This is a genomic window from Saccharomonospora sp. CUA-673, assembly GCF_001942305.1.
Classification (GTDB): domain Bacteria; phylum Actinomycetota; class Actinomycetes; order Mycobacteriales; family Pseudonocardiaceae; genus Prauserella.
This window is the reverse complement of sequence record NZ_MKKE01000011.1, coordinates 89,071-115,848: the sequence shown is the minus strand read 5'-3', so window position 1 is coordinate 115,848 and position 26,778 is coordinate 89,071. Positions and strand designations below refer to the sequence as shown.

Annotated in this window: 23 protein-coding genes and 5 pseudogenes; 14 read left to right on the top strand and 14 right to left on the bottom strand. The window is 65.7% G+C overall.

Annotation, left to right across the window (positions count from 1 at the left end):
- Positions 1-80: 80 nt before the first annotated feature.
- The 3 genes and pseudogenes from BJF85_RS31185 to BJF85_RS06665 all read left to right on the top strand — a co-directional run.
- Positions 81-719, top strand: a pseudogene (locus BJF85_RS31185) (DUF998 domain-containing protein); the annotation flags it as partial.
- Positions 720-876: 157 nt separating this feature from the next.
- Positions 877-2,568, top strand: a complete 1,692-nt coding sequence (locus tag BJF85_RS06670; RefSeq protein WP_075846203.1) for a DEDD exonuclease domain-containing protein — start codon at positions 877-879, stop codon at positions 2,566-2,568.
- 70 nt (positions 2,569-2,638) lie between these two features.
- Complete coding sequence (locus tag BJF85_RS06665) at positions 2,639-2,923, top strand: Lrp/AsnC family transcriptional regulator (protein ID WP_075846202.1); 285 nt, start codon at positions 2,639-2,641, stop codon at positions 2,921-2,923.
- A 114-nt stretch (positions 2,924-3,037) separates the two neighbouring features.
- Here the strand turns inward: BJF85_RS06665 and BJF85_RS06660 are convergent.
- The 4 genes and pseudogenes from BJF85_RS06660 to BJF85_RS06645 all read right to left on the bottom strand — a co-directional run bounded on the left by BJF85_RS06660 (position 3,038) and on the right by BJF85_RS06645 (position 7,453).
- A pseudogene (locus tag BJF85_RS06660) lies at positions 3,038-4,785 on the bottom strand (cytochrome bc complex cytochrome b subunit).
- Positions 4,782-5,927 (bottom strand): ubiquinol-cytochrome c reductase iron-sulfur subunit, encoded by a 1,146-nt coding sequence (locus tag BJF85_RS06655; RefSeq protein WP_075846201.1) that lies wholly within the window; start codon positions 5,925-5,927, stop codon positions 4,782-4,784. Before BJF85_RS06655 ends, BJF85_RS06660 begins: the two are co-directional and overlap by 4 nt.
- A gap of 2 nt (positions 5,928-5,929) precedes the next feature.
- Positions 5,930-6,757 (bottom strand): cytochrome c, encoded by an 828-nt coding sequence (locus tag BJF85_RS06650; RefSeq protein WP_075846313.1) that lies wholly within the window; start codon positions 6,755-6,757, stop codon positions 5,930-5,932.
- A gap of 66 nt (positions 6,758-6,823) precedes the next feature.
- Positions 6,824-7,453, bottom strand: a complete 630-nt coding sequence (locus BJF85_RS06645) for a heme-copper oxidase subunit III (protein ID WP_075846200.1) — start codon at positions 7,451-7,453, stop codon at positions 6,824-6,826.
- A gap of 151 nt (positions 7,454-7,604) precedes the next feature.
- Here BJF85_RS06645 and BJF85_RS06640 point away from each other — a divergent pair, with 151 nt between their 5' ends.
- Positions 7,605-8,024, top strand: a complete 420-nt coding sequence (locus BJF85_RS06640) for a hypothetical protein (protein WP_075846312.1) — start codon at positions 7,605-7,607, stop codon at positions 8,022-8,024.
- A 10-nt stretch (positions 8,025-8,034) separates the two neighbouring features.
- Positions 8,035-9,099, top strand: a complete 1,065-nt coding sequence (gene trpD / locus BJF85_RS06635; RefSeq protein ID WP_075846199.1) for an anthranilate phosphoribosyltransferase — start codon at positions 8,035-8,037, stop codon at positions 9,097-9,099.
- A gap of 97 nt (positions 9,100-9,196) precedes the next feature.
- On the opposite strand, the gene BJF85_RS06630 is transcribed toward trpD, so the two are convergent.
- Together BJF85_RS06630 and coxB are read right to left on the bottom strand one after the other, a co-directional pair.
- Entirely contained in the window at positions 9,197-9,616 is a 420-nt protein-coding gene (locus BJF85_RS06630) for a cytochrome c oxidase subunit 4 (protein WP_075846198.1), read from the bottom strand.
- A 136-nt stretch (positions 9,617-9,752) separates the two neighbouring features.
- Positions 9,753-10,711 (bottom strand): annotated as a pseudogene (gene coxB / locus BJF85_RS06625) (cytochrome c oxidase subunit II).
- Positions 10,712-10,961: 250 nt separating this feature from the next.
- Between coxB and asnB the strand changes: the two are divergent.
- The 3 genes and pseudogenes from asnB (at position 10,962) to BJF85_RS27880 (ending at position 14,236) form a co-directional block, all read left to right on the top strand.
- Positions 10,962-12,889, top strand: a pseudogene (asnB, locus tag BJF85_RS06620) (asparagine synthase (glutamine-hydrolyzing)).
- Positions 12,890-13,021: 132 nt separating this feature from the next.
- Positions 13,022-13,753, top strand: a complete 732-nt coding sequence (locus BJF85_RS27160; protein ID WP_139320513.1) for a DUF2510 domain-containing protein — start codon at positions 13,022-13,024, stop codon at positions 13,751-13,753.
- A 309-nt stretch (positions 13,754-14,062) separates the two neighbouring features.
- Positions 14,063-14,236, top strand: coding sequence for a hypothetical protein (locus tag BJF85_RS27880; RefSeq protein WP_158056809.1), 174 nt, complete (start codon positions 14,063-14,065; stop codon positions 14,234-14,236).
- A gap of 161 nt (positions 14,237-14,397) precedes the next feature.
- Here the strand turns inward: BJF85_RS27880 and BJF85_RS06600 are convergent, their stop codons facing one another.
- Positions 14,398-14,769 (bottom strand): iron-sulfur cluster assembly accessory protein, encoded by a 372-nt coding sequence (locus BJF85_RS06600; RefSeq protein ID WP_075846195.1) that lies wholly within the window; start codon positions 14,767-14,769, stop codon positions 14,398-14,400.
- Between the two features lie 172 nt (positions 14,770-14,941).
- Between BJF85_RS06600 and BJF85_RS06595 the strand changes: the two genes are divergently transcribed.
- From BJF85_RS06595 to BJF85_RS29750, 6 genes and pseudogenes are all read left to right on the top strand, one after another.
- Complete coding sequence (locus BJF85_RS06595) at positions 14,942-15,607, top strand: DUF3043 domain-containing protein (RefSeq protein WP_075846194.1); 666 nt, start codon at positions 14,942-14,944, stop codon at positions 15,605-15,607.
- Positions 15,608-15,674: 67 nt separating this feature from the next.
- Positions 15,675-15,833 (top strand): annotated as a pseudogene (locus BJF85_RS27155) (aldo/keto reductase); the annotation flags it as partial.
- 22 nt (positions 15,834-15,855) lie between these two features.
- A complete protein-coding gene (locus tag BJF85_RS06590; protein ID WP_075846193.1) occupies positions 15,856-17,436 on the top strand; it encodes a recombinase family protein in 1,581 nt (526 codons plus the stop codon).
- Positions 17,437-18,281: 845 nt separating this feature from the next.
- On the top strand, positions 18,282-18,497 hold the full coding sequence (locus tag BJF85_RS29760; protein ID WP_255375468.1) for a helix-turn-helix transcriptional regulator: 216 nt from the start codon (positions 18,282-18,284) through the stop codon (positions 18,495-18,497).
- 32 nt (positions 18,498-18,529) lie between these two features.
- Positions 18,530-18,790 (top strand): hypothetical protein, encoded by a 261-nt coding sequence (locus BJF85_RS29755; protein WP_255375446.1) that lies wholly within the window; start codon positions 18,530-18,532, stop codon positions 18,788-18,790.
- Between the two features lie 110 nt (positions 18,791-18,900).
- Complete coding sequence (locus tag BJF85_RS29750) at positions 18,901-19,332, top strand: tol-pal system YbgF family protein (RefSeq protein ID WP_255375445.1); 432 nt, start codon at positions 18,901-18,903, stop codon at positions 19,330-19,332.
- Positions 19,333-19,620: 288 nt separating this feature from the next.
- Here BJF85_RS29750 and BJF85_RS06570 read toward each other — a convergent pair whose 3' ends face one another.
- From BJF85_RS06570 to BJF85_RS06555, 7 genes are all read right to left on the bottom strand, one after another.
- Complete coding sequence (locus tag BJF85_RS06570; RefSeq protein ID WP_075846190.1) at positions 19,621-20,601, bottom strand: hypothetical protein; 981 nt, start codon at positions 20,599-20,601, stop codon at positions 19,621-19,623.
- Positions 20,602-21,630: 1,029 nt separating this feature from the next.
- Positions 21,631-22,497: a hypothetical protein gene (locus tag BJF85_RS06565; protein ID WP_075846189.1), complete on the bottom strand. Its 867-nt coding sequence runs from the start codon at positions 22,495-22,497 to the stop codon at positions 21,631-21,633.
- A gap of 531 nt (positions 22,498-23,028) precedes the next feature.
- Positions 23,029-23,199, bottom strand: a complete 171-nt coding sequence (locus BJF85_RS27875) for a hypothetical protein (RefSeq protein ID WP_158056807.1) — start codon at positions 23,197-23,199, stop codon at positions 23,029-23,031.
- Positions 23,200-23,977: 778 nt separating this feature from the next.
- The gene (locus tag BJF85_RS27150) at positions 23,978-24,439 is read right to left on the bottom strand and encodes a hypothetical protein (protein ID WP_139320499.1); all 462 of its coding nucleotides are present in this window, start codon (positions 24,437-24,439) and stop codon (positions 23,978-23,980) included.
- 288 nt (positions 24,440-24,727) lie between these two features.
- Entirely contained in the window at positions 24,728-25,729 is a 1,002-nt protein-coding gene (locus tag BJF85_RS27145) for a hypothetical protein (RefSeq protein WP_139320498.1), read from the bottom strand.
- Positions 25,730-25,905: 176 nt separating this feature from the next.
- Positions 25,906-26,214 (bottom strand): hypothetical protein, encoded by a 309-nt coding sequence (locus BJF85_RS06560; protein ID WP_139320497.1) that lies wholly within the window; start codon positions 26,212-26,214, stop codon positions 25,906-25,908.
- A 169-nt stretch (positions 26,215-26,383) separates the two neighbouring features.
- The gene (locus BJF85_RS06555; protein WP_139320496.1) at positions 26,384-26,755 is read right to left on the bottom strand and encodes a hypothetical protein; all 372 of its coding nucleotides are present in this window, start codon (positions 26,753-26,755) and stop codon (positions 26,384-26,386) included.
- Positions 26,756-26,778: the final 23 nt, after the last annotated feature.

The window sequence follows — 26,778 nt, the reverse complement described above, 5'->3', positions numbered from 1 at the left end:
CCGACCAACGACACGGATACGACTAAAGTACACATTTCCGACATCCATCACCGGGTACGCAGAAGGCAGGGACGGTCGGCATGACGACGTGGCTGATGGTGGCGGTGCTGCTCGGATGCCTCGCACTGAGCGTGACCGTCCGCCGCAGCAGTGGTGCGCGCCTGATCCTCGGTACCGGCGCGTGGGCGGTCGGCACCGCCTACTTCGCGGTCGAGCTGCCTGCCATCGCGGCGTCGACGGTTGCGTACGACCCGCTCGCCCAGCCGATGAGCGACCTCGGCGTCACCGCGTGCGGCACCGGCACCTATCCCCTGGCCGACTACGCGATCTGCTCCCCGTGGCACGACGCGATGAACTGGGCGTTCCTGCTCAGCGGGCTCGTGGTCGCGCTCGGGGCCTGGTACCTGCACCCTTTCGACGGCCGTCCGGGATCTCACCGCAACCGCCGGACGACGGTCGCCGCGGCGCTCCTCGTGGTGTGGGGCCTGAGCATGGCCTCCTCCGGCCTCTTCCCCGCCGACACGCACTTCCTGGTCCACACGCTCCTCGCCCTGCCGGGCATGGTGGTGCACATCCCGGCACTGCTGATGCTGCGCGCGGACCTGCGCGACACGCGCCCGGGACTCTCCCGCTGGACGGGGATCTGCGCGGCGGTCTCGATCGCGACGCTCACCGCCGTGCTCGTGGCTCCGGTCGTTCCCGGCGTCGCCGAACTCGGCGGTCTCCTGCAACGTGTGCTGTACGCGGTGGTGTGGATGTGGACCCTGGGCGTCGCCGCCACCACCGTCACCACGGCCCTGCGGCCGCCACCGCCCGAGCTGCCACGGGCGGTGGCCGGCCGCGGATTGTCGGTGCCCGCCAGTACCCTCCGCGGCCATGCAGCTGGCTTTCGACGAACTGGGTACCCCGCTGCGCGACGTGACCTTCGTGATCGTCGACGTCGAGACCACCGGCGCGGCTCCCGGACCCGACGGGATCACCGAGATCGGGGCCGTGAAGGTCCGCGGCGGCGAGGTGATCGGCGAGTTCGGCACGCTCGTCGATCCGCGCAGCGCCATCCCGCCGCAGATCGTCGAGCTCACCGGCATCACCACGGCGATGGTCCAGGCCGCACCGCCCGTCGAGCAGGTGCTGCCGGCATTCCTCGAGTTCGCGGCCGGGGCCGTGCTCGTAGCCCACAACGCCGGATTCGACACCCGCTTCCTGCGCGCCGCGTGCGAGGGTCACGGCTACGCATGGCCGAAACCCGCCGTCGTGTGCACCCTGCAACTGTCCCGGCGCGTGTTGTCCACACAGGACACACGGTCGCACCGGTTGTCGGCGTTGGCGCGCGTGTTCGGCGCCCGCACCACCCCGAACCACCGTGCGCTCGCCGACGCGCACGCCACGGTCGACGTGCTGCACGGTCTCCTCGAACGTGTCGGGCCACTCGGCGTGCACTCCCTCGAGGAACTCCTCGACTACCTGCCCGACGTCACCCCCGCCCAACGACGCAAACGCGGCCTCGCCGCCCATCTGCCCGAACGCCCCGGTGTGTATCTGTTCCGCGGTCCCGGCGACGAGGTCCTCTACGTCGGCACCGCACGCAACCTCCGGCGGCGCGTACGGCAGTACTTCACCGGCTCCGAATCGCGCGGCCGGATGCGGGAGATGGTCACCCTCGCCGAACGGGTCGACGGCATCGAATGCGCCCACCCCCTCGAGGCCCAGGTCCGCGAGCTGCGCCTGCTCGCCGCGCACCGGCCGTCCTACAACCGGCGTTCGAAGAACCCGCACACCGCATGGTGGGTGGTGCTCACCGACGAACCGTTCCCGCGGCTGTCGGTGGTCCGCTCCGAACGCGACGGCGCGCTCGGCCCCTTCGGCTCGCAGGCCAGGGCGAGAACGGCCGCCGACACCCTCGCCGGGGCCGCCGGACTGCGCACCTGCACCCAGCGCATCCCGGCTCGCGACCCGCAGGGCCGGCCGTGCGTGCTGGCCGAACTCGGGCGCTGCGGAGCGCCCTGCGCGGGCCGACAGAGCGTCGACGAGTACGCCCCGTCCGTCCGCGCCGCGCGCGACCTCGTCGCCGGGACCGGTGACACTCCATTGTGGTCCGCGCGTTCGCACATCGAGCAGCTCGCCGCGGGCGGGCACTTCGAACAGGCCGCCCGCCGCCGCGACGAACTCGTCACGCTCCTGCGCGGCGTCGGCAAGGCGCACCGGCTCGCCGCACTCGCGAGCATCGAACAGCTCATCGGGGCGGCCCCGGACGGCCACGGCGGCTGGGAGTTCGCCGTTATCCGGCACGGCCGCCTCGCCTCCGCAGGCACCGCGCGGCGCGGGACGCCGCCCATGCCGGTCGTCGACGCACTCGTCGCCTCGGCCGAGACCGTGCTGCCCTCCCCCGGGCCGCTGCGCGGCGCCCCCGCCGAGGAGACCGCACTGCTGCTGCGCTGGCTCACCACACCCGGTACCCGACTGGTCCGCACCACCGCACCGTGGTGCGAACCCGCCGCCGGCGCCGGCGGCTGGGGTCCGTGGCTCGACAAGGTCGCCACCGCCGCGACCCTCGAGAACGTCACGTGAGACGAACCACGGCGGCGGCGCGGGGGGCTTAGGATCGCGGCATGACCGTACGTTCCCCCAGGAGGCCAGTGTGATCACCGCGATCGTCCTCATCAGCGCAGCCGCCGACCGGATTCCCGAAACGGCACAGGAGATCGCCGACATCGAGGGCGTGTCCGAGGTCTACTCGTGCGCCGGCGACGTCGACCTCATCGCGCGGGTGCGCGTGGCTTCGCACGAGGACCTGGCCGCGCTCATCCCGGCCAAGATCAGCAAGGTCGACGGCGTGGTGCACACCGACACCCACATCGCGTTCCGCTCGTACTCGAGCGCCGACACCGACTCGGCCTTCGAGATCGGCATCGAATCGGCCTGAGCGAGCAACCGGGGCCGCCTGCGATTCCGGCCGGCGGCCCACTCACAGGTCCACGCAAAAAGGAGGAGCCCCGGCCGAATGGCCGGGGCTCCTCCTGTGTTCAGTTGCGTCGCATCAGGCGCGCGGCGTCGAACCACCGCTCGAGTCGTCCGACTCACCCGAGTCGGAGTCGATCGCCTGGGTGCCGTCCGCCGTGCTGTCCGTGGACGTGGTGTCCTCGGCGGACTCGACCGCCTCGGCCGACTCCACAGCCTCGTGCTGGCGTGCGTGCTGCTCGGCGTGTGCCTCCTCGAGCGCGGCCGTCTCGTCCGCCGGGTCCGGCGACCACCAGCCACCGGCGACCGGCTTACCGGCCGAACCGAGCTTGTTCATCTTCTTCGGCACCGCGGCGCCTGGTAGTCCAGCGGCAGCGGGTGACCGTGGTCGTCCACCGGGCCGAGCGGCTGGTGGACCTCGATGAACTCACCGTGCGGCAGGCGCTTGATGATGCCCGTCTCGATGCCGTGCTCGAGCACTTCCCTGTCGGACCGTTGCAACCCGATGCAGATCCGATAGGTGATGACGTACGCGAGTGCCGGCAACACCAGGATGCCTATCCGGCCCATCCACGTCGTCGCGTTCAGCGAGACGTCGAAGGCGAACGCGAAGATGTCGTTGAAGCCGGACATCTCCAGCACCATGAAGAACGTCAGCGCCATGACGCCGATGCTCGTGCGTACCGGTGCGTCCCTGGGACGCTGCAGCAGGTTGTGGTGCGCAGTGTCCTTGGACAACTTCCGTTCGATGAACGGATACGCGATGAGCAGGGTGAACATCAGGCCCATACCGCCGGCACCGGCGAAGAACACCGGCGGAATCGTGTAGTCGCCGATGTACAGCTCCCACGCGGGCCAGATTCGTAGGATGCCGTCGGCCCATGCCATGTACCAGTCCGGTTGGGAACCCGCCGAGACCTGTGATGGGTTGTACGGGCCGATATGCCAGACCGCGTTGATCTGGAACAGACCGGACATCAGCGCGATGAAGCCCGTGACAACGGCGAAGAAGGCGCCGGCCTTCACGGCGAACAGCGGCATGATCCGAACGCCGACGACGTTGGTCTCCTTGCGCTTCGCGCCCGGGAACTGCGTGTGCTTCTGGTACCACACGAGCGCCAGGTGGATGGCCACCAGCGCGAGCATGATGCCCGGAATGATCAGGATGTGCAGCGTGTACATCCGCGGCACGATCGCCGTTCCCGGGAACTCCCCGTCGAACAGCGCCCAGTGCGCCCAGGTGCCGATCACCGGCACCGACAGCGTGATACCGGACAGCGTCGCGCGGATACCGGTACCGGAGAGCAGGTCGTCCGGCAGCGAGTAGCCGAAGAAGCCCTCGAACGCACCCAGGATCAGCAGCAGTGCACCGATGACCCAGTTGGCCTCACGTGGGCGCCGGAACGCACCGGTGAAGAACACGCGCATCATGTGCACGGCCATGGCGGCCACGAAGATCAGCGCCGACCAGTGGTGCACCTGTCGGACGAACAGTCCACCCCGGACCTCGAACGAGATCTCGAGGGTGCTCGCCATCGCGCGGGTCATCTCGATGCCCTGCAGGTTCTCGTACGGCCCGTCGTAGATGATCTCGGTCATCGACGGATCGAAGAACAGGGTCAGGTAGACGCCCGACAGGATGACGATGATGAAGCTGTACAGCGCGATCTCGCCGAGCAGGAACGACCAGTGCGTCGGGAAGACCTTGTTCAGCTGGTGCCGAAGGCCCTTGGACAGCACGTACCGCTGATCGGCGTTGTTGCCCGCCTCGGCCGCGTGCCGGGCGAGAGCGCTGGACCCCTTGGTCGGTGTCGTCAGTGAGCTCATGACTTGCGCTCCCAGAAACCGGGCCCGATCGGCTCGATGAAGTCGTGCCGGGCGATGAGGTATCCATCGGTGTGCACCGTGATGGGCAGCTGCGCCAGCGCACGGGTCGCCGGGCCGAAGACCGGCTTGCCGTACTGGAGCGCGTCGAACTGCGACTGGTGGCACGGGCACAGGATGCGGTTGGTCTGCTGCTCGTACAGCGACGTGGGGCAGCCGACGTGGCTGCAGATCTTCGTGAACGCGAAGAAGTCGCCGTAGTTGAAGTCCTCCTGGCCCTGACGCTTGACCGCCCTGGCGGCGTCGTCGGGGCGCAGGCGGATCAGCATGACCGGGTTGTCCGCACGGCGGATCGCGTGCAGCAGCGCCTCGTGGTCACCGCGCTCCGACTCGCGGAACGGGAAGACCGTCTCCATGCCACCCGCGTCGAGCTCCTCCGGACGCACCAGGGAGACCTCGTTGGTGTCGCCGGTGCTGCGCCGCAGGTACACGATCTCGCCCTCGTGCTCGGGCTTCCAGCCCGTGTGGATGAGGCCGTGCTTGTTGTCGGCCTCTGCGTGCGGGTCCTTGATGAAGGACGCCAGCGGCAGCGCGACGGTGCCCAGACCCAGCGCACCCACACCGAGACCGGCGGTGCGCTTGATCATCGAGCGACGGGCGATGCCCGAACGCTCACCGGCGTCCTGCAGGTGCGCGACGATCGTCTTGCGGTCGAGCTCGGCCGACCCCTGTCCGAGGTTGTCGCTGCGCTGCTGGATGGACGTCTCGGCCGGGATGAACTTCTTCGCGAACAGCAGCACACCGATCGACAGGCTCAGGATCGAGACACCCATGGTGATCCCGAGCACCGGTGTGTACAGGCTGTACCAGAAGTGGCCGGACTCGTCGGTCCACGGCACGTACTCCCACGGCCACCAGATGAGCGCCACGACGAACGCCAGTCCGGTGATCGCGGACAGCAGGAACCACGCCGCGACGGCGCGCTCGGCGCGCTTCTCGGCCTTGGTTCCCTCGACCGGGAACGGGTCCGGATAGTCGACAATCTCGACACCGTCCAGCTGGCCACCCAGCTTGACGAGGTCGTCACGGCTCATCGCCGCGAGTTCCTCGTCCGAAGGACGGGGTCCTGGCTCGTTGCCACTCATGCCTATGCCCTCGATCCAATCCACAGGGTGGCGCCGATCAGAGCGCCGATACCCACGAACCACGCGATGACACCTTCGGAAGCCGGCCCGAGACCACCCAGCGGGTTACCGCCCGGCTGGTTGTTGCCGTCGTTGACCGACTTCACATAGGCGACGATGTCCCGCTTCTCCTCGGGACTCAGCTGCCGGTCCGAGAACTTCGGCATGTTCTGCGGACCGCTCTGCATCGCGGTGTAAATCTCTTCCTCGCTCGCCGGGGCGAGCTCGGGCGCGTACTTGCCGGACGAGAGCGCGCCGCCCTGACCGGTGAAGTTGTGACACGAAGCACAGTTGAGGCGGAACAGTTCGCCGCCGCGCGCGGGGTTCTGGCCGTGCAGCTGCTCCCCACGCTCGCTCGGCGTCTCCGGACCGCCGCCGTGGGCCTGGATGTAGGCGCCCAGCGCGTCGATCTCCTCGGGGGTGTACTTGGTCGGCTTGCGCGAAGCCTGGGCTTCCTGGCGCACCATCGGCATCCGGCCGCTGGAGACCTGGAAGTACACCGAGGCCTCGCCGACCCCGACCAGGGCCGGCCCCTTGTCCTGCACACCTTCGAGGTTCGCGCCGTGGCACGAGATGCAGGTGTTGTTGTAGATCTGCTCGCCCTTGCGCAGCAGAGCCGGGTCGACCGCCGCCTCGGCGGTCTGCGGCTCGGGGGCGAACACGGCATAGAGCCCGCCGGCCCCGATCAGCGCCATCGCCAGTGCGGCGAATCCGGCGACACGCTTACGGAACTTCGAGCGGCGGCGCGCTCGCCGGTCTCCCGCCGTGGCGGGCTTCTTCGTGAAGGTCATCTTCTGCGGCAACCCTTGCTGTCAGTTCGGCCGTACTTGGGAGAACGGATCACAGTGGTCAGTGCGTCAAGGAACGAGGTAGATCACCGCGAACAGGCCGATCCACACGACGTCGACGAAGTGCCAGTAGTACGACACGACGATGGCCGAGGTGGCCTGCGCCGGGGTGAACTTACTCAGCTTCGTCCTGATGAGCAGGTAGACGAACGCGACGAGACCACCGATGACGTGCAGTCCGTGGAAGCCGGTCGTCATGAAGAAGACGGTGGCGTAGGCACCGGAGGGCATCGTGACGCCCTCGCTGAACAACTGGATGTACTCGCCGGCCTGTCCGAGCGTGAACACCGTGCCCATGGCCAGGGTGATCAGGTACCAGCGGCGCAGGCCGAACACGTCACCGCGCTCGGCGGCGAACACGCCCATCTGACAGGTGAACGAGGACGCGACCAGGATGGCGGTGAACGGCAGCGCATAGGCGATATCCAAATGGATCAGCTCGCCAGTGGCTTCGTTCACCGGTGGCCAGTGCCCGGTGTCGTTCTGTGCCTTGACCGTGAAGAACATCGCGAACAGCCCGGCGAAGAACATGAGCTCGCTGGACAGCCAGACGATGGTCCCGACGCTGACCATGTTCGGCCGGTTCAGCGAGTGCACTCGCTGGCTGATGTTGGGAGCTGCCGTTGTCACGAGTCGCATTATGTCTGTTCGCTTCCGGGCTGTGCAGGCCGGGTCCTACGGAGAGTCGTGGAAGCCTCGAGATCGCCTGGGTTGATCCTGGTCGGGACGGTTAAGATCGACCCGCGGCAGCGACGAGGCTCCGCGAACCGGTGACATGGAGGACGGCAACATGACCGACCAGGCGAGGCGGATCCTCGTGTTCAGCCACCGACCCGAGGTTCGGGACGCGATCATGACCGCGATCGGCCGCAGGCCGGCGCCGGACGTGGGCACGGTGACGTACGTCGAGTACGGCGACACCGAGGGCATCGGCGACGTGCTCGCCGAGATGGACTCCGGCGCCGTCGACCTGGCCATTCTCGACGGAGAGGCCCAGCCCACGGGCGGTATCGGCCTGTGCAGGCAGCTCAAGAACGAGATCGAGCCGTGCCCGCCGATCGCGGTCGCCGTCCGGCGTGCCGACGACCGTTGGCTCGCCACCTGGTCGCAGGCGGACGCCGTGCTCGTGCACCCGCTCGACCCCCTCACCTCGGCCGAAACCATCGCCGAGGTGCTGCGCAAGCAGCACCTCACACCAGTACAGGGTTGATCTCACTCACATGACCGACGAACCGACCTGGCCCACCGTCCTGAGCAGGCTCATCGAGCGCGCCGACCTCTCCGAATCGGAGACGGCCTGGGCGATGGACCAGATCATGTCCGACGCCGCGAGCCCGTCGCAGATCGGCGGGTTCGCCGTCGGACTGCGGGCCAAGGGCGAAACGCCCGCCGAGATCGCGGGTATGGCGTACGCCATGCTCACGCACGCACGCACCCTTGACATCGATTTCCGCGCCGTCGACATCGTCGGGACCGGTGGTGACCGGTCGGGTTCGGTGAACATCTCGACCATGTCGTCGCTGGTCGCGGCGGCGGCGGGGGCTCCGGTCGTCAAGCACGGAAGTCGGGCGGCATCGTCCAAATCGGGCGCGGCGGACGTACTGGAAACGCTGGGTGTGGCGATCACCATGTCCGCGGCGGATGTGCTCCGTTGCATTCGCGAGGTCGGCATCGGGTTCTGCTTCGCGCCCGCCTTCCACCCCGCGTTGCGGTACGCGGGCGCGACGCGCAGGGAACTGGGCGTGCCGACGACGTTCAACATGCTCGGCCCGTTGAGCAATCCGGCGCAGCCGTCGGCGAGCCTCATCGGCTGCGCCTACGCCGACAAGACGCGGGTGCTGGCCGAGGTGTTCGCCCAGCGGGGCCACGACGTGCTGCTGGTGCGCGGCGACGACGGGCTCGACGAGATCACCAACACGACCACGACGACGGCGTGGGTGATCAGCGGTGGCCGGATCCACGAGACCATGATCGATCCGCGGGCCCTGGACGTCCCTCTGAGCACCGAGGCCGATCTCAAGGGTGGTTCACCCGAGGTGAACGCCAAGGTCGTCCAGGAGCTCGTCAGCGGCAAATCGGGCCCGGTGCGGGATGCGGTCCTGCTCAACGCCGCGGGCGCCCTGGCCGCGTACGAGGGCTTCCCCGGCTTCGCCGACAGCGGGGATCTCACCGCGGAGCTGCGCACGCAACTCGCGCGCGTGGCCGAGGCCGTCGACTCGGGCGCGGCGGCCGAACTGCTGCAGCGGTGGATCGACTTCTCGGCGACCGTGTCGTCCGAGAGCTGACCCGCCCGAGCCCCGGCGGCACACAACAGGAGAGACACGAAAAGAGGAGGCCCGCCCCGAACATCGGGGCGGGCCTCCTGGTTCGTCGAGCTGCGGCTCAGTGCGCGTTCGGGCCCGTGTGGTACTCGAACACCAGGCCGCCGATGGTGATCAGGATGCCGATCACGGCGAAGACCAGCAGCCAGACCTGCCAGAACGCCATGGCCGCACCGGCCAGGGCGCAGAAGGCGGCCAGGCCCACCGGCCAGTAGCTGCCCGCGCTGAAGAAGCCGAGCTCGCCCGCGCCGTCGCTGACCTCGGCCTCGTCGTTGTCCTCCGGCCGGGCCGGGATACGGCGGCCGATGAAGCGGATGTAGCTGCCGACCATGAGGGTCAGACCACCGGTCAGGATCAGCGAGACGGTGCCGACCGGCTCCACCCCGTCGTCGGTCATGACACCCGTCATCACGCCGTAGACGACCGCCGTGAAGAACGCGAAGACCATGACGATGTCGAAAAGCCTGGCTTCGTCCTTCATGTGCCCTGTGTCCTTACTACTAGCTCAGCGTTCGTGATCAGAGTACTGAGTGGTCTGGTTTCTTCAGGTGGTCCGATGGGTCGGTCGATCCCGCCGAAGGCGGCGCGGCCGGGATCCGGCCGCGCCGCTTCGTGGATCAGCCCGTCGCGGTCCGCAGGGTGCGGTCGGTCGCGAACGGCTGGGTCGTCGTCGCGGTCGGGCTGCAGAGCTCGGAGTCGCAGCCCTCGTTCTGCAGCTGCGCCAGGGCCTCCGCAGTCGTGTTCGTCCGACCCGTCTCCTGGTTCGTCTCGGTGCGCAGCTCGATGTACCGGTCGTACTTGTCCGGCGACAACGCCCGCACCTCGAAGTTCATCATCGCGTGGTAGGTGCCGCAGAGCTCGGCGCAGCGGCCGACGAACGCACCCTCACGATCGATGGTGTTCTGGAAGACGTTGTTCTGGTTGTTGTTCTCCGGGAACGGCATGACGTCCCGCTTGAAGTTGAACTCCGGAACCCAGAACGAGTGGATGACGTCGGTCGCCCGCAGGTTGTACTGGATCTTCCGATCCGTCGGCAGGACGAGGATCGGGATCTCCGCCGAGCTGCCGACCGTCGAGATCGTCTGACCGTCCGCGGTCTCCGGCTCCTCCGGGTAGGCGAACTCCCAGTTCCACTGGAAGCCGATGACGTCGACCGTCACATCCGGGTCGTCCTCGTTCGCCAGCACCTGGTTCTCGGTGGTGACCGTGAAGAAGAACAGGACACACACCATGATCACGGGCACGACGACGCAGAAGAGCTCGAGCGGCACGTTGTACTGGAACTGCCGCGGCAGTTCCTCCGGCTCGCCCTCGGCCGTCTTCTTCTTCCGGTGGAAGATCATCGTCCAGAACATCAGCGCCCACACGATGACGCCGACGATCAATGCTGCGACGACCGACCAGGTCCAGAAGGTCCGCATGGCGTCGCTTCGGGAGTCACCCCGTCCGGCCACCCGAACCGCAGGACCTCCTCGCCGGAACATCCGGTCGCCAATACGGCGACGAGTCCGGCGAGCACGGTCACCTTGGCGACCTTGCCCCGGCCTGAGTTCCGGGTGCGTTCTGGAACGCCCACTGCGCGATGCCTCCTCGCCCGATCACTACGTGACGTAGGGGGACTTTAGCCGAGCTGAACCGGATCGGCGTCCAAGGGGTATCCCTGCCCCCGCTGCCGTAACCCGGCACACATGCCGGGCATACTGGCCACTCCAGCGCTGAATCACCTCCGCGGGCGGTCCGTATCGGCCCGTACGCAGGGACGGACCACCGGGCGCGCCGGGGTTCGATCAGCGAGCACGATGAGCGAAAAGGGTGTGTGAAGACGCGTGTGCGGCCTGCTTGGACTGGTGTGTCCCAGTGAAGACGACGCGGCGAAGGCACGGCCCGCCGTGGGCCAGGCACTGCGCTGCCAACGCCACCGCGGGCCCGACGAGACGGACACGTGGGCCGAGAGCGAGGTCGTCTTCGGGTTCAACCGGCTGGCGATCATCGACGTCGACAACTCGCATCAGCCGCTGACCTGGGGTCCGCCGGAGAATCCGACCCGGTACACCATCAACTTCAACGGCGAGATCTACAACTACCTCGAGCTGCGCGCCCAGCTCGCCGACGAGCACGGTGCGACGTTCACCACAGAGGGCGACACCGAGGCGATCGTCGCGGCCTACCACCACCTCGGGCCGGCCGCGGTCGGGCGACTGCGCGGCATGTTCGCGTTCCTCATCTGGGACTCGGAGGCCAAGGTCGTCTTCGGCGCGCGCGACCCGTTCGGCATCAAGCCGCTGTTCGTCTCGTCCGGGCCGAACGGCGTGGCGTTGGCGAGCGAGAAGAAGAGCCTGCTCGAGCTGTCGGAGACCCTCGGACTGTCCGACGAGCTGGACCGCACCGCGCTGCAGCACTACCTGCTGCTGCAGTACGTGCCCGAGCCCGAGTCGCTGCACCGGAACGTGCGCCGCATCGAGTCCGGAACCTCGTTCACCGTCGCCCCCGGCGGGGAGTTGAAGACCGAGCGCTACTTCTCCCCCGAGTTCCGCACCAAGGAGGTGTCGGGACCCGCGCAGACGGCGACGCTGCACGAGGAGGTCGCCGAGGTGATGCGCGACTCCGTGGCCAAGCACATGCGCGCGGACGTCACCGTCGGCGCGTTCCTGTCCGGCGGCATCGACTCGACGGCCATCGCCGCGCTGGCCAAGGAGCACAACCCGAACCTGATCACCTTCACGACCGGCTTCGAGCGTGAGGCTACTCCGAGGTGGACGTCGCGGCCGAGTCGGCCGCCGCGATCGGTGTGAAGCACGTCGTGCGCACCGTCTCCGCCGAGGAGATGATGGAGACGCTGCCGCTGATCGTCTGGTACCTCGACGACCCGGTCGCCGACCCGGCGCTGGTGCCGCTGTGGTTCATCGCGCGCGAGGCGCGTAAGCACGTGAAGGTCGTCCTGTCCGGCGAGGGCTCGGACGAGCTGTTCGGCGGGTACACGATCTACCGCGAGCCGCTGTCGCTCGCGCCGTTCGAGAAGATGCCCGGCGCGCTGCGCAGGCTGGCCGGGAAGGTGTCGAACGTCATCCCGGAGGGCAAGCGCGGCAAGGACCTGCTGCGCCGCGGGTCGCTGCCGCTGGAGGAGCGCTACTACGGCAACGCGCGCCTGTTCCGCGACGACCAGTTGCGCGAGGTGCTGCCGGTGTTCACCGAGGGTGTGGGCCACCAGGACGTCACGCGCCCCTGGTACGACCTGTCCCGTGGCTGGGACCCGGTGTCGCGGATGCAGCACGTCGACCTGTTCACGTGGCTGCGTGGCGACATCCTCGTCAAGGCCGACAAGGTCACCATGGCCAACTCGCTCGAGCTGCGCGTGCCGTTCCTCGACTCCGAGGTGTTCCGCGTGGCCTCCGGCATCCCGCTCGACCAGAAGATCACCAAGGAGACGACCAAGTTCGCGCTCCGCCGGGCCCTCGACGGGATCGTCCCCCAGCACGTGCTGAACCGGCGCAAGCTCGGTTTCCCCGTGCCGATCCGGGTGTGGTTGCGCGACGAGATGTACGAGTGGGCGCGCGGCATCATCGCCGACTCGCAGACCGGTCACCTGCTCGACAAGGCCGCGGTGCGCGCGATGCTCGACGAGCACCGGGCCGGCACGCTCGACCACAGCCGCCGGCTGTGGGCCCTGCTGGTGTTCATGGTCTGGCACGGCATCTTCATCGAGAACCGCATCAAGCCCGAGGTGCCCGAGCCCCAGTACCCGGTCTACCTCTGAGGTCTCCCCGACGAGCGGGCCTGCGCGGATCATTCCGCGCAGGCCCGCTTCTCGTTCCGGTGGTTGTGCGTTCCGGTGGTTTCGGGTTCTTTCCGGCTGGCACCGGGCCTGTGAGCACCTAGACTCCGTGGCATGACGCAGCCGGCACCGGGCTGGTATCCCGACCAGGTCAATCCGCAGTACGTCCGGTGGTGGGACGGGTACCGCTGGACGCCGCACACCCGGCCCGCCGCCCCACAGGCGCCTCCCCAGCACGCGCAACCCCCGCACCCGCCGCGCCGCCGGCCCCGACCCCGCAGGCGCCGCCCCCGCAGCAGGTTCCGCAGCCCGCGGGCCCGCAACCGGTGCAGGGCGGTCTCGTGCCGCAACAGGCCGACGGGTCTCCGCAACGTCCGATGGCCCAGGTGGGCGCGGGGCCGGTGTACGGGGCGCCGAGCGTCAGCATCGTGCAGGACAAGCGCTTCTTCGTCGGCATGCTCGGCAAGGCGACCTATGCGATCACCGACGGCGAGGGCAACCCCATCGGCGCGGTCGCCCAGGTGGATCCGGACGAGTCGAAGCACGTACGCACGTTCGGCGACGACGGCGGCGGCGCGGGACTGTCCCAGCACTTCGAGCTCGTCGACGCGGGCGGTACGCCGTACTTCCACGTGGCGCGGGCCCTGCGACTGCAGTCCGCCGCCAAGCCGCGGTTCGACGTCACGCTGCCGAACGGGGCGCCGCTGGGGCACGTCGAGTCGGAGAAGCTCGTCGGACGCATCACGATGGGCCTGTACGCGCACAACGCGCGGATCGGGCAGCTCAAGCTCGCGGGGCTGCGCAACAACGTCCTCAACTTCACCGACGCCGGCGGGCGGCAGGTGATCGAGTGTCAGCGCAAACCGCCGATGTTCAGCCGCGAGGACGCCTACATCATCACGCGGCCGTTCCCCACGCGTGAGCCGATGGGCACGCTGATCCTGGCCGCGATCATCGCCGTCGACAACGCCTTCTTCTCCCAGACCCAGGCGTCGCTGTTCTGAATCGGCACCGTTCGGAATCGGCAGTGTTCCGACCCGGCGCCGGTGCGGAGCCGACGTGCGCTCACCCCGCCGGGCGACTACCGAGCGGTAAGGCACGACTACCCACTGGTAGGGCTGTCGGCGGCGGCCGGTGGTCCCTACGTTCGGCCTGGTGAACAGCACCGAACGCACGCCCGAGCCCGAATCGATGGACGAGCTCATCTCCGATTGTCGCGACATTCCGCGTCCGCACGTTCCGGGCCAGCATCCGCACCCGGAGGCGGAGCCGTGGGAGGTCGACGAAGCATGTCACGCTCAGGTTGCGGAACTGGACGCCTACGTGTGACACCAGGCAAGCTCTGAGGCGGCCGCGATCAACGGCGATCGCGGCCCCTTCGATACCGACCGGCCGCCCAAGCTGCCGTCGGTGAACATGCAACGAGCGCGACCCGGATGGGCCGGCGCTCGTGTCGTTTCCGCCTTGCGCGGCTTCGACTCAGCCTCGACTCAGTGGAACGAGTCGCCGCAGGCGCAGGAGCCGCCCGCGTTGGGGTTGTCGATCGTGAAGCCCTGCTTCTCGATGCTGTCGACGAAGTCGATCTGGGCGCCCTCGACGTACGGTGCGCTCATGCGGTCGACGGCCACGCGCAGACCGTTGAAGTCGCGGAACAGGTCGCCGTCGAGCTCGCGCTCGTCGAAGAACAGCTGATAGCGCAGGCCCGCGCAGCCACCCGGCTGCACCGCGATGCGCAGGTGCATGTCGTCGCGACCCTCCTGGTCGAGCAGCGCCTTCGCCTTCGACGCGGCCGACTCGGTCAGGACGACGCCGTGGGTGGCCTCTTCGGCTGCGGTGTTGCCGGTCTGCTCAGCGGTGGTCATGGCACTCCTCACATCTATGCAGCTCAGTCCTCAGGACGCGCACGTTCGTGCGGGGCCCGGAGCCTCTATCGGAGCCAACACGGAGGACGTCCGTCTTGTTCCCTCGCCGCCATGGTGTCACATGTTTCGACCGGCTGAACATCGGCAGTGAGCACTGCAATACCCTGGTGGTGTGAGGTTCCTGCGCCGTAATAATGCCGAGAAGACCGAGTCGGACGCCGTCGACGAGACCGTCGAGGAGTCCGACGGATCTCACACGCCCCGGGGGTACACCCCCGCGAAGGGACGGCCGACGCCGAAGCGCACGGAGGCCGAGGGCAAGCGCCGCGGCCCCGTGGCACCGCCTCCGACGACCACGCGCGAGGCCATCCGTCGGAACCGGGAGCTGAAGAAGCAGAATCCGGTGACGAAGGAGGACAAGGAAGCGCGGCGCGCCGCGGCCAGGGAGCGCCGCGAGCGCATGATGGCGGGCGACGAGCGGTACCTGCTCCCCCGCGACCGCGGCCCGGTGAAGGCGTTCGTGCGCGACATGATCGACTCCCGCCGCAACGTGCTCGGGCTGTTCATGCCGCTGGCCGTTCTCGTGTTCTTCTCGCTGCTCATCCCCGTGGTGGAGATCCAGCAGTACGCCACGATGGTGACGACGATCTTCCTGCTGGGCATGCTCGCCGAGGGCTTCCTGAACGGCCGGCGGGTCGCGAACGCGGCCCGTGAGCGCTTCCCGAACGAGCACATCCGCGGTGCCTCGCTTGGCTGGTACGCGTTCGTCCGCGCCAGCCAGCTGCGCCGGCTGCGGGTGCCGAAGCCGCGACTCAAGGCGGGCGACCCGGTCCCGTAACCCCCTGCGCCGCACACCCTGCTCCGGTTCGTTAGCCATGCGAACAAACCGGACTAGGGTGGGACACATGGAATTTCGACGTCTCGGCCGCAGCGGCCTCTCGGTCAGTGAGATCTCGTACGGCAACTGGCTCACGCACGGTTCTCAGGTGGAGGAGGACCAGGCGCACGCCTGCATCAAGGCGGCCCTGGACGCCGGCGTGACTACCTTCGACTCCGCCGACGTGTCAAGTTGACTACTGTAGCGACATGTCACAACTTCGCATCGTCGGTCGTATCCGACTGAGCCGGGACACCGACACCAGTACCAGCGTCGAACGGCAGCGCGAGAGTATCGAGGCGTGGGCGAAGATGCACCACGGTCAGATAGTCGGCTGGGCCATTGACGTAGACGTATCCGGAGCTGTGAGCCCGCTGGACGCTCCGGAGCTGTCCCAGTGGCTCGCCCAGCCCGAGAGCTGGGATGTCCTCGTAGCGGCAGCCCTGGACCGTCTCGGGCGTACGTTGTTCGGCCTGAACGACTTGTTCGCGTGGGCTGAGGAGAACAAGAAGGTTCTCGCCACGGTTCGCGAGTCGATCGACCTCAGCAACTGGGCCGGTCGGATGGTCGCTTCGGTCCTCGCCGGTGTCGCCGAAGGCGAGCTAGAAGCGATCAAGGCCCGCACGAAGGCCAGCCGGGCGAAGCTGGTTGAACTAGGACGCTGGCACGGCGGAGCGACCCCGTACGGGTATCGATCGGTCAAGGCGACCGACGGTGACGGATACCGGCTAGAAGTCGACCCGGAGCAAGCCGAGATCGTCCGGGAGATCTTCGAGCGAGTCGCTGATAACTGGGCTGTGAACAAGATCGTCCGAGACCTGAACGAACGAGGTGTGAAGCCTGGCCGGAGCCACGCGAAGCAATGGAGCGGGATTACCGTAAAACGCATCGTTCAAGGTACCGCTGTTCTCGGGCAGAAGAAGCACCACGGGAAACTAGTCCTTCGTGAGGACGGTATGCCGATGCAATTCGGCGAACCGTTGGTCTCCGACGACTTGTACCGCACGGCTAACGCCGCTCTCGCTAGTCGCAAGATCCCTAACCGACGAAGCCACCCGCAAGGGCTGTTGTTGCATGTCGTCTACTGCGGCGAGTGCTACACCCGAACCGAGAAAGAGACCGGTGAAGGCGAACTAGTCCCGCTGTACCTGAACATGCAGTACCGCAAAGACCGGAAAGGGACGGTTTACCGGTATTGGCGTTGCCGGAGGCGGGTGACAACCTCCGGGTGTAGCATGAAGTCGATTACGGCGGACGACCTCGAAGAAGCGTTTACGAACGACTTCTTAGGCAGGATCGGGCATACCGAAGTTACCGATTCTGTCTGGATTCCCGGAACGGACACAGCAGCCGAGCTAGAACAAGTCCAGCGGGCTATCGCTCGTGTTCGGTCCGAGGCAGACGCAGGGCTCTACGACGATGACGAAGACGGCTACCTAGAGCGGCTGAAGAACCTGACCGACCGCCGGAGAGAACTAGAGGCGCTCCCGTCGACGGCTGGGCACTGGGAGCAGCATCCGACCGGCGAGACGTACCGGGAAGCGTGGGACCGGATGGACACCGACCAGCGGCGGGAGCTGATCCACAAGACCGGTATCAAGGCTCTCGCGATAGCTGAGCCGTTCGTGTTGATGTCGATCGGGAAGCCCAAGGAGATCCGGGAGGCGTTGCCAGCCTGGACCGACCCCGGGGATCAAGGGGCGTACTTCGTACACCGGGACGGGACCAAAGAACCTATCCCCGACAGCGTGCTAGAGGGTTGGAAGGCTACTAACCCTGATCCGGGGTGACAACGTTTCCGCTGGTCACCGCCGGGGGTATCGACAGTAGCTAGACCCTTTTCACGGTTGACCGTGAAAAGCCTGGTCAGCCCGGGGGGACGTTCTTTGGCCCCCGGGGTCCCTGCAATTGAGGTACCCCTTGACTTCTTCCCGGAGGTGGGAAAAAGCCAGGTCAGCCCGAGGGTGCATTGTTTGCACCCCGGAACGAGAAGACCCCCAGCCACGATCGGCCGGGGGTCGTCCTCAGCGTTCTTCTCGGTCTTCGGGTGGCAGTCCTTGCCGCGTCATGAAGTCCCGGAGGGTGTCCAGGCTGATCGCTCCGCCGGTTTCGGCGGCTAGGTCGCGTTGCCTAGCGGGTGCGTCATCCCGCTCAGGGACCACCCGCCGACGTTCCGCGTGGGGGTACGTCCAGAAGTCCCCGCAACCGTGCGGACACGGTGCCTGTAGCTCGTGGAACACCCCGTTAGCGTCCGGCTGCTGCCAGACCAGGACTCCGTCGCCTTCGCATACCGGACAGAGGTCACCAGCCGTCAGGGACTTGTCCGAGCCCTCCGCAGGTTCCACAAGCATCCTTCCGATTGTTCGCGAGACCACTACCTAGACACGTAGGACACGTTCTCATCGGCGGTCCGGACATACCAACTCCTCACTACGACTACTGGTGAGGCAGCCCCGACCGGCTCGGGGAATGAGAGGGGATGTCTCAGCACCGACCGGGGCCGCCTTAGTTCGGTAGCCTGGTCGGCACAGACGGTGAGCGGAACCGGTAACGCGTCTACAAGGGTCTACACGTGACGGAGCTAGGCGAGAACCTGAGGACAGCCCGCGAGGCTGCCGGGGTGAGCTTGTCGGCTATGGCTGCCCGGACGCACTACTCGAAAGCGCTTCTCGGGCATCTGGAGACCGGGAAACGGGTTGTCCGCCCCGAGCACGTCACCGCCTACTCCCGTGCTCTGAACGTCTCCACGACACGCTGTACGGCAGCCCAGACGACCCGCTCCGGGTGGCTCACGAGTGGTTGGTGTCCGATACCCCGATCGCTCTGCACTCGGCTTCTGGTCGACGCGTAGGCGACACCCTCGCCACTCGACTAGGAGAACGAGTGGTTGAGCTACGACACCTGGACGACTTCGTCGGGGGTGGTGATCTGTCGCCGCTGGTGCTTCGGGAGTTGTCCGAGGCTCAGCAGGTCGTGAGGACCGGCAGCTACTCCGAGCGGATCGGCCGGCGGTTGCTGGTGGTTGTCGGTGAGCTTGCCCAGCTCGCCGGGTGGGTGGCCAGCGACGCCGGGCAGTACACCGAAGCGCAACGCGTGTACCTGGACGGTGTCTCGGCGCCCGGGATGCCGGGGATCACGCGTTAGCCGGTCAGTTGCTGTCGTCGCTGAGCTACCAGATAGCCAACGTCGGAGACCCTGCGGACGCTGCCCTACTCGCTCGGTCAGCGGTCCGGGGTGCTCACGGTGCATCACCGGTGGCTAAGACCCTACTGTTGGAGCGGGTCGCGTGGGCCAGCGCTCGATCCCGGGATTACGACTCCACCCGGCGAACACTGGACCTCGTAGACGACACTTACGACCAGCGCTCCGACGGCACCGAAGAGCCGGAGTGGGTGTACTGGCTCAACCGGCGGGAAATCGACGTCATGGCCGGTCGGTGCCTGATCGAGCTGGGACAGCCTATGCAGGCTGAGCCGTTGTTGTCGGCGGCTATCGACTCGTACGACCAGAGCCACGCCCGGGAAGTTGCCTTGTATCAGACGTGGTTAGCCGAGTCCTACGCCCGGGCCGGGGTGTTCGATGCCGCGCACAGCACGTTGACCCGAGCCCGGAAGACCTCGAACGGAGTCAACTCCGCGAGGTTGGAACGCAGGATTACCGATATCGACCGGCTACTTTCGGCCTAGGACCACAACGGCTCTTGACCCCGAGGGATCTTGGACGCGAGGTAGCTTGGAGTTTCCCTCAGCCAACCCCGGGACTCTTCGGGGTTGCCTCCGCCGATTAGCTCCCGGGTGTCGACGTGATCCCGGACGACCGTCACGGGCGGAGGGATCATCCCGTACAGCTTCTCAGCGTCTGCCGATAACTCTTCGTCGGTGGACCCGATCAGCCGCTGGGCGACCTGGTCGACCGTTTCGAGGTCGGTCCCCGGCGGGGCGTACCGGAGAGCTAGCTGAAACCGGCGGGAGTCATCACCAACGGGCACGGCGGGCCTCCCGGCGCTTCCGGTCTGCTTCCTTACGGGCTTCCTGCGATCGCTCGGCTCGGGCTAGGCGGTCCCGATATAGGTCTTCGTGGAACTTCGGTCGCCGGTCGTCCGGAACGCTGGAGAGCGTGATCCAGTCCTGGCAGACCTCTTCGGACGACCGGAAGCGGACCAGGTCACCGAACATCGCGCGGTAGGCCACAAGACCACCCGTCCGCTTCGGCTTACCTCCGGTAGGTCCGGCAGGCGAAGGCACGAAGATGCCCGGGGCGAGGTAGTGAACGGTAGAGAAAGTACCGCCGTTGACCCCCCGCCAGAGCGGGCTCGGGATGAAGTCGTCCCTCATCAGGCTCAGATAGAGCCCCAGAGCACCCCACGCCCGGGCGTTAGCTTCCTGAACGTCTGCCCACGCATGCCGGGAGACGACCCGCCTCCAGAATTCGTCGGTGTCTTTGGAGCTGTCCGCTAGGTGACTCCGGGGGACGTCGCCCATAAACGGTTCCACAGCGGCAGCTCCGTCAGCGAGAGCCGAATCAAACTCCGCCCGGATAACCTCTGTGATCTCCGGGCCGACTTCGTGCTGGATCTTGTGGAGTTGCTCCGTGAAGCGCTTCTTCGCCTGCTGTTCCTTCACCGGCTTCAGTTCGCGAAGGATCTCTTTGTGCTTCACCCTCGCCTCAGCGATCGCTACGGGGTCATCAGTGTCGGGCTCTGTGAACTCCGGGACTGCCTTCAGTTCGTCCTGAGCCTGCCGGATCTCTGCGGCTAGCTTCTTGGCGCTCTTCGGGAACTTCCCGTCGGTGTCGCGCTCCACGATTCGCGCGAAGCGGTCTACGGACAGTTCCGGTTTACCACAGCGGGATGTGCTCTGAAAGTCGCTATCGGTGAGGCCGATGGTGCCCGGGGCGTAATACTTCTGAAAGTAGGAGTGCGTAAACGTCGGTTCGTCGACGCTGTATTCGGTCATTATTTGATCCTTCCAATGGTGGTTATCTTCTTGTTCTGCCGCATTCGCGGCAGGGTTTCGCGGTGTTCTTATTCGCCGCTTCTGGTGGATGCGTAAGCGTCAACCGGTGGTTGACTAGGGAAAACGTGTTTGATGCGGATTGACCGGGGCTATTTCGGATCGTGGAAAAACACGGGACCATGCGCTTGTCTCCCGGCGTGCTATGCGCGCCGAAAGCCCTGGTCAGAGAGCCGAGGCCTCCCCCACCCCCCGGGGGTATCCACACCCCGAATCCGACGACAACGGGACACCCCGAGAAATCCGAGCCGCCCCCGGCTATCAGAAACAGCACCCCCGCCAGCGGAGACAGACACCCGTAGTCGACCCAACGGCCACGGATACCGGAGCGGACAGAGCCGACTAGCGGCAGCCTCGAAAGCCCGCTGAAACGGCCAGAATGACGCCTAAACCGCTCGGGTGCGTAGTGACCTGCGTGTCCACGTATACCTAGGGCGGACCTAGGCCGCGTATGGCGGCTAGTGGCCGCCCATGCGGGCGGTGATGACCTAGGTCATCGACGGTTGATCGAGATCGAAGATGATTCGAAGATGAAAATGCTTTCTTGTTTACTTTCTTGTTTGTATCTTGTTAGTTAACAAGAACAGTAACAATGAAGAGTAATCATCGTGAGTTATCTGTGTGATCTGTAGTTCTGATCGAGTAGAACAACAACGAATCTTCCTTTAGCTGGTTGATGTCGATCGCTAATAGGAAGCCTCGTGTGTGTTGTGGCTACCTAGCTAGTCGTTAGAGCCTGCTGTGTCTACTAGAGCCCGCTGTATTCGGCTCGCAGGCGTTCGCTGAGGGCTTCTAGGTAGTCGGCCGGCACAAGGGGCTCACGGGGCTGTCCGTGCCCGTGGGGCCGCATGGGTGCCCGGGGGCTACCTGCCACCTAGGGGGGCACCTAGGGCGGCCGGGGCCGGGAGGCGCCTACCCCCGTCGGGACCTTGAGGGCCGCTGGGTGGCAACCACTCAAGTTGAGGGGTTGGGTCACTCGTACACCGGGCGGCCTGCTGTGGCCTCCGTGACGGCTACCGACAGCTTCACGCGGTAGAACGCGATGTTCCCGTTAGGGGCACCGTCCGAGACTGCCCGAAGCCCGACGTAGATACCGCCGGTGGGGACGTCTCCGTTGTTGTTCGAGCTGTACGAGGTCGAGCCCACAGCCGAACGCTCAGGCACGGTCGACTGACCCGAACGGATAGCGACACCGCACCACGGGTTAGACGAGGAGAAGTTCCACGTGTTGCCGTTGTCGAACGAGACTTCGGGGCGGACGTAGCCCCGGATGAACCGGTTCACCGGATCGCCGGGCAGGTAGGCACCGTAGGAAACCCACGCGGTCACCCGGACGACCTTCTCCGGGTTCGGGAACGAGATCGCGATAGGACCGCCTGGTGTGTGGTACGGCTGTTCGGTAGCGGTGCCTTGCATCTCCATACCGACCGCGTTCGGGTCGAAGTCCGCACCGGTGATCCACACGATCCGCTCTGACGGAGGCGTGCTCTCGATCAGCGTCACACGGTCGTTGAGCCGCCGGTTACCCCGGGAGTCGTGGAACACCTCAGCGTCCAGCCGGTCGGCCCGGTCGGTGAGTGCGCTCGTGGTGTTCCGGATCGCGGTGAACTGAGCTGTCGCGGAGTTGTCATCGGTGACCCCGGTACCTAGCCGGAACCCGAGAGCGAGGTTTCCCGTGGAGTCATCCGACGTGGTGTCTTCCAGCGACCCGATGCGGTCAGCGTGAGCGTCTAGGGCTTCCTTCGCGTAGACGGTGTTCTCTGCGACGTTGTTCCAGTCGGAGGCGGGGACCGTGTAGCCGGTATCCCGGTTGTACGGCACGTTGTGGAAGTCAGCCACGGGAAGCCACCTCCGGACGGGTGATGATGAAACCGACCCGGTGAAGCTGCCACTCGGTCGACGGGATGTACCCGGACTGTGCACACTCGGCGAACCACGCTAGAGCGTTGATGTGCTCTTGAGCCTCAGCAGCGGACCTGAACTCTCGCCACTTCTTGTGTGCTGTCTTCGCCAGCTTGGTAGCCAGCCTGACCGCATCCGTCTTCGGTGGTGCGTACCGCCTCCGTTCGGGGTCGTTGGTGTCTACCGTCGGAAGCGTGGGCGGGGTGTCGTCGGTGCTGCCCCGCTTCACGCGGTTGGTTTGTCTGCACGGCTGGCACCGAACGAACTTCGGAGCCGACGGGCGGAACGGTTGGCGGCACTGTTTGCACGGGATAGCTCGGAGCACGGGGAACCTCGATTTTTCAAGGGGTCTGACCTGCGGAAACGGTGACAAAAAGACCCGAGTCAGTAGGGTGACCCGGGGAGGTTTGGGAAATAGCGGTTGACCAGGGGATGTTTCAGAAACGGTCCGGAGAGAGGCGAAGCGCTCTAGCCGGCCTCTGCCTTCTCCCGCTCGTCCAGCTCTCGGATTAGAGCGTTGATAGCGTTCAGCAGCACCTGAGAACGGGTTAGCTCGTACTCGTTCTGGTACGTCTTCAGCCGTTCCCTCTTCTGCTCGTGGCTAGCCAGATTGACCGACCAGGCGTCCGGGCGTGGCATGGTGTCCTCCTTGATAGATCTGAAACGGGTAAAATTTTTTGAGCCGACCGTAGTCAGCCTCTACACTTACTAAGTGGTGTTCCAAGTCGGGTTTTGTCACACCGCAGTGAGCGAAGTCACCGAAGCCCGCATAAGGCACCGGGCGATTTCCCTACACCTATTAAGGGGTGCCGTAAAGCCGATTTCATGACACCCACGTGACGGAGAACACCGGCAGGCTTCCCGGGACTGGAGAGAAACCGAAGAAGCCCAACCGGCGGAGCGCTCCGAGAAAGGCGCTCTGAGCCGGTGGGGAAGGAGCACCACCGGCAACCCGTGGCCACCGAACCAACCCACACAAACCACGGGAGTACAGAAGACTAGTGCCAGCGAGTTGCCTAGACCCGCTGGCTCGACCTAGCGGTTTCCATAGTCCTCAACGACCGGAAGCGAAAGAAGCAAGTCGCGATCGATAGTTGAATGATGGAAACGAAGCCGACCGCAGTCGACTCAACCCGCTGGATTTGGCAGCGGGAAGACTATAGGGAGTGAATGCCAGCCTCCGCCCTGACAACGGAGGCTGACCGAACACAGACGTCGCAGTGACGGCTACGACGTCGCACTAGGTAGCTGACGCGGCCCGGGTTCCCGGGGCGTCTTGTGGACCCGAAGGCCCTAACGATGCTAGAGGCATCCATCTGTCGGTAGAACGTACCCAGCCGATAAGTGGAACTGGTGGCGCCACTCTTGGGCACGCCCTACACCAGAATAGAATGTTTTACGGGGACGTATTCCCTGATCATTCCCCGTTGACTTTGCGTTGCCATTCCGCCCACGTTACCGGCTCTTCGCCTTTAGCCCTGCGTTTCCGGTTGACGTTGGCTTCTAGCCACTCTAGCTGTTCTTGACGCTTCTTCCGCCGGTACCGTCGTTTCCGCTCTGTTTCCTGCGCCGGGGTCCGCTTCTGTCGAAGCTGTCCGCACGGACGGCAGTAGACCGGCCACCGGCCCTCTTTAAAGCCTCCGTGCTTCATTCGTCGGCGGGTGGTGACCAACGCTCCGCAGTCAGGGCACCGGCCGTAGAAGACCTTCATCCCGCCGAACGCGATGACACAGCCGGTCTTGGTCTCCCATGTCCGAAAGAAGTCCGGGTTCTTCCGTCGCCACGTCTGGAGCTTGTCCTCAGGCTTCTTCGTCTTGGTCTCGTGGTGGACCTTGACTGCCTCCCGGTCTTCGGGCGTAGCCCGTGGGGTGAACGTCATCTCCACCGACCCCCGAGAAGCAGAGCAAGCAGACCGGCAGCTATCGCTAGTCCCGGGTAGGCCACGATCACGCATACCCAACCGCTGACGAAGAGGACTCGGAGAGCGTTCTGAGGCGGAGGGGTAGTCATCGGTGACCGGCCTTCCACTCGGACAACCGGCGGAGATGACACGGCTGACACTTCCACGGTGAACGAGGTGTTCTCTTGGTCTTCGGTCGTTGACAGTTACTGCATGTCGGAGTACTCCGACCGTTACGCATGGTCAATCTAGGTTTCCTTCCGTTTCCTAGGTGACGGTTTCCCATCCATCGGCAGTCGCGGCAGACCGAGCGGATTTCTTCTCGGACCACTCTTGCCGTTTCAACTCGTAGCCTTTTCGTTCCCGGCTGACTCGATCGACTGACCTGTCTGCCCAGTCGGCCGTGCCGTATTCATCGGCGATAGCGTCCAGAGCCGACGGGTCTACGTCGGCTAGCCGGTAAGCGACCGGCCTCCGACGGGTCTCAACCAACAGCCCGTGTTCGGTGAGTCGCTTCATCAGCTTTCGGGCTGTCTGGGTACGGCAACCGACGGTGCCTGCTACGTCGGCTGGGGATGCCTCCTCGTTCTCCGGCATCCCGAAGTAGATAAGACCCGCTGTACGTCCGAGAGCCCCCGGCAGGAAGGCCGGGTGCTGCTGATCGGTTCTCAAAGGAACGAAGTGGGACATATTAACCGTACTACTACCCCTGGAATAATATGTCCCAGTTCGCGACTTTTCCCAGTCGACGTTCAGCGCCCACCGTTGAGCCTTCTCGGGGGCTTGGTCGTTGTCGGCTACCGGCCGACACAGACCGATCTTCCGTAGCCGACCTAAGGCACGGGCAGCCGTGGTCTTACCGACACCGGCCCGGACGGCTAGGTCCCTGACGTTGGCGTCCAGGTGCCAGACGCAGACCTCGTGAGCCCACTCGACCAGCGCTAAGGCAACCGCTCGGTCTGTCTTCCCGCTCCGACCGGCCCACACCCGCGAGTGGATACGCTCCGACAACTCAGCCAGCTCAGCGCGTAACCGCTGGTGGTTACCGGTGTGCGGGCCGCTGACCGCGAGAGACTCAATCTCGGTATCGGTCAGCCCAGCAGGGATAGCCCAGTCCAGCAGAGCGCTTGTGAGGGCTTCCAGTTCGTCATCGGTGATCGGTGAATCATCGGCGATTCCCCGTCGTCGTTCGCCTTGTCGTTGGCAGACGTCGCACCCGGGGCAGTAGGCGTAGACCTCCTCAGGGTGACAATAGTTCGCTTCGGGCACTGTTTACCTTCTCGGTTTCGGTCTCGCGCATAGCGCGGTTACGGATACGGTTCTGAGCGAATGAACGCTTCTTGGCGTGCTCGTGGTTCTGATTGCGTCGCTGATACCTCGCCTGGCAGGCTAGGCAGACACGGCTGCCGTCTGAACGGATATCGATGTTCTCCGGGCCGTGTCCGTTAGGGCATGTCATCGCGGAACAACCTCCGGGATAGGTCATCGTCGATATCGGAGAGAAGTAGCCGCATCTTGTCGCGCAGACCCGCCTGCTGTTGCATCGCGTAGAACTCGGAATCGACGTCCGCCCCCTCCGGCGAGTAGTAGCCGTTCTTACGAATCGACGGGAGAACCTCGTGATACAGCCAGCGGCCAACCCGGGTGCACTCGGCGCACACGGTCTTCATGTTCTCGTCCCCGATGCTGCCTCCGTCGCCGGGCGTTACGAGGGTGATTCCTTCAGGACACCACATCTGACACGTGTTATTCATTATTTCAACCCCTTTCTACTCGTGTTATCGGTTTCCGTCGCAGAATCGTTAGCGGAGAATGAATACGGATTGATTACAGTTTCTCGACACCACCTAGAGCAATGCCTAGCACCCTCCGGGAAACCCGTACTCAGATTCGCGTCGCAGTTCTCGCAACGGGGTACGTCCGTCACAGGTACCTCCGGCACGCGTGACCGGTACCGCCGTCGTCGTCTCCCGGGCAGTGAGTGAACGTCACGTAGATCCGTGAGACCGCGTCGACCGTCTCCCCGAGCGATTCGACGTACTCGCCTCGTGTCTGCTCGATCCACGGGCCGACCCAGCACCCCGCGTGGCTCAGGTAGTCCCGGAGGTCGGCGAAGATCTCGTCCGAGTACAGAACCGACTTCTCTGTAACCGCGTAGACGACCGAGCCGCCGTCTACCGGCTTCGCGACCATCCATGCGACCCCGGGTACGTCAGCGAGGATCGTCACGTCAGCGGGGTCGGTAGACGCAGCCGTCTCGGCGACATCCGTAATCCAGCGCTGAACTTCGTTCATGTGGGTCATCTCTCTCCTTCGGT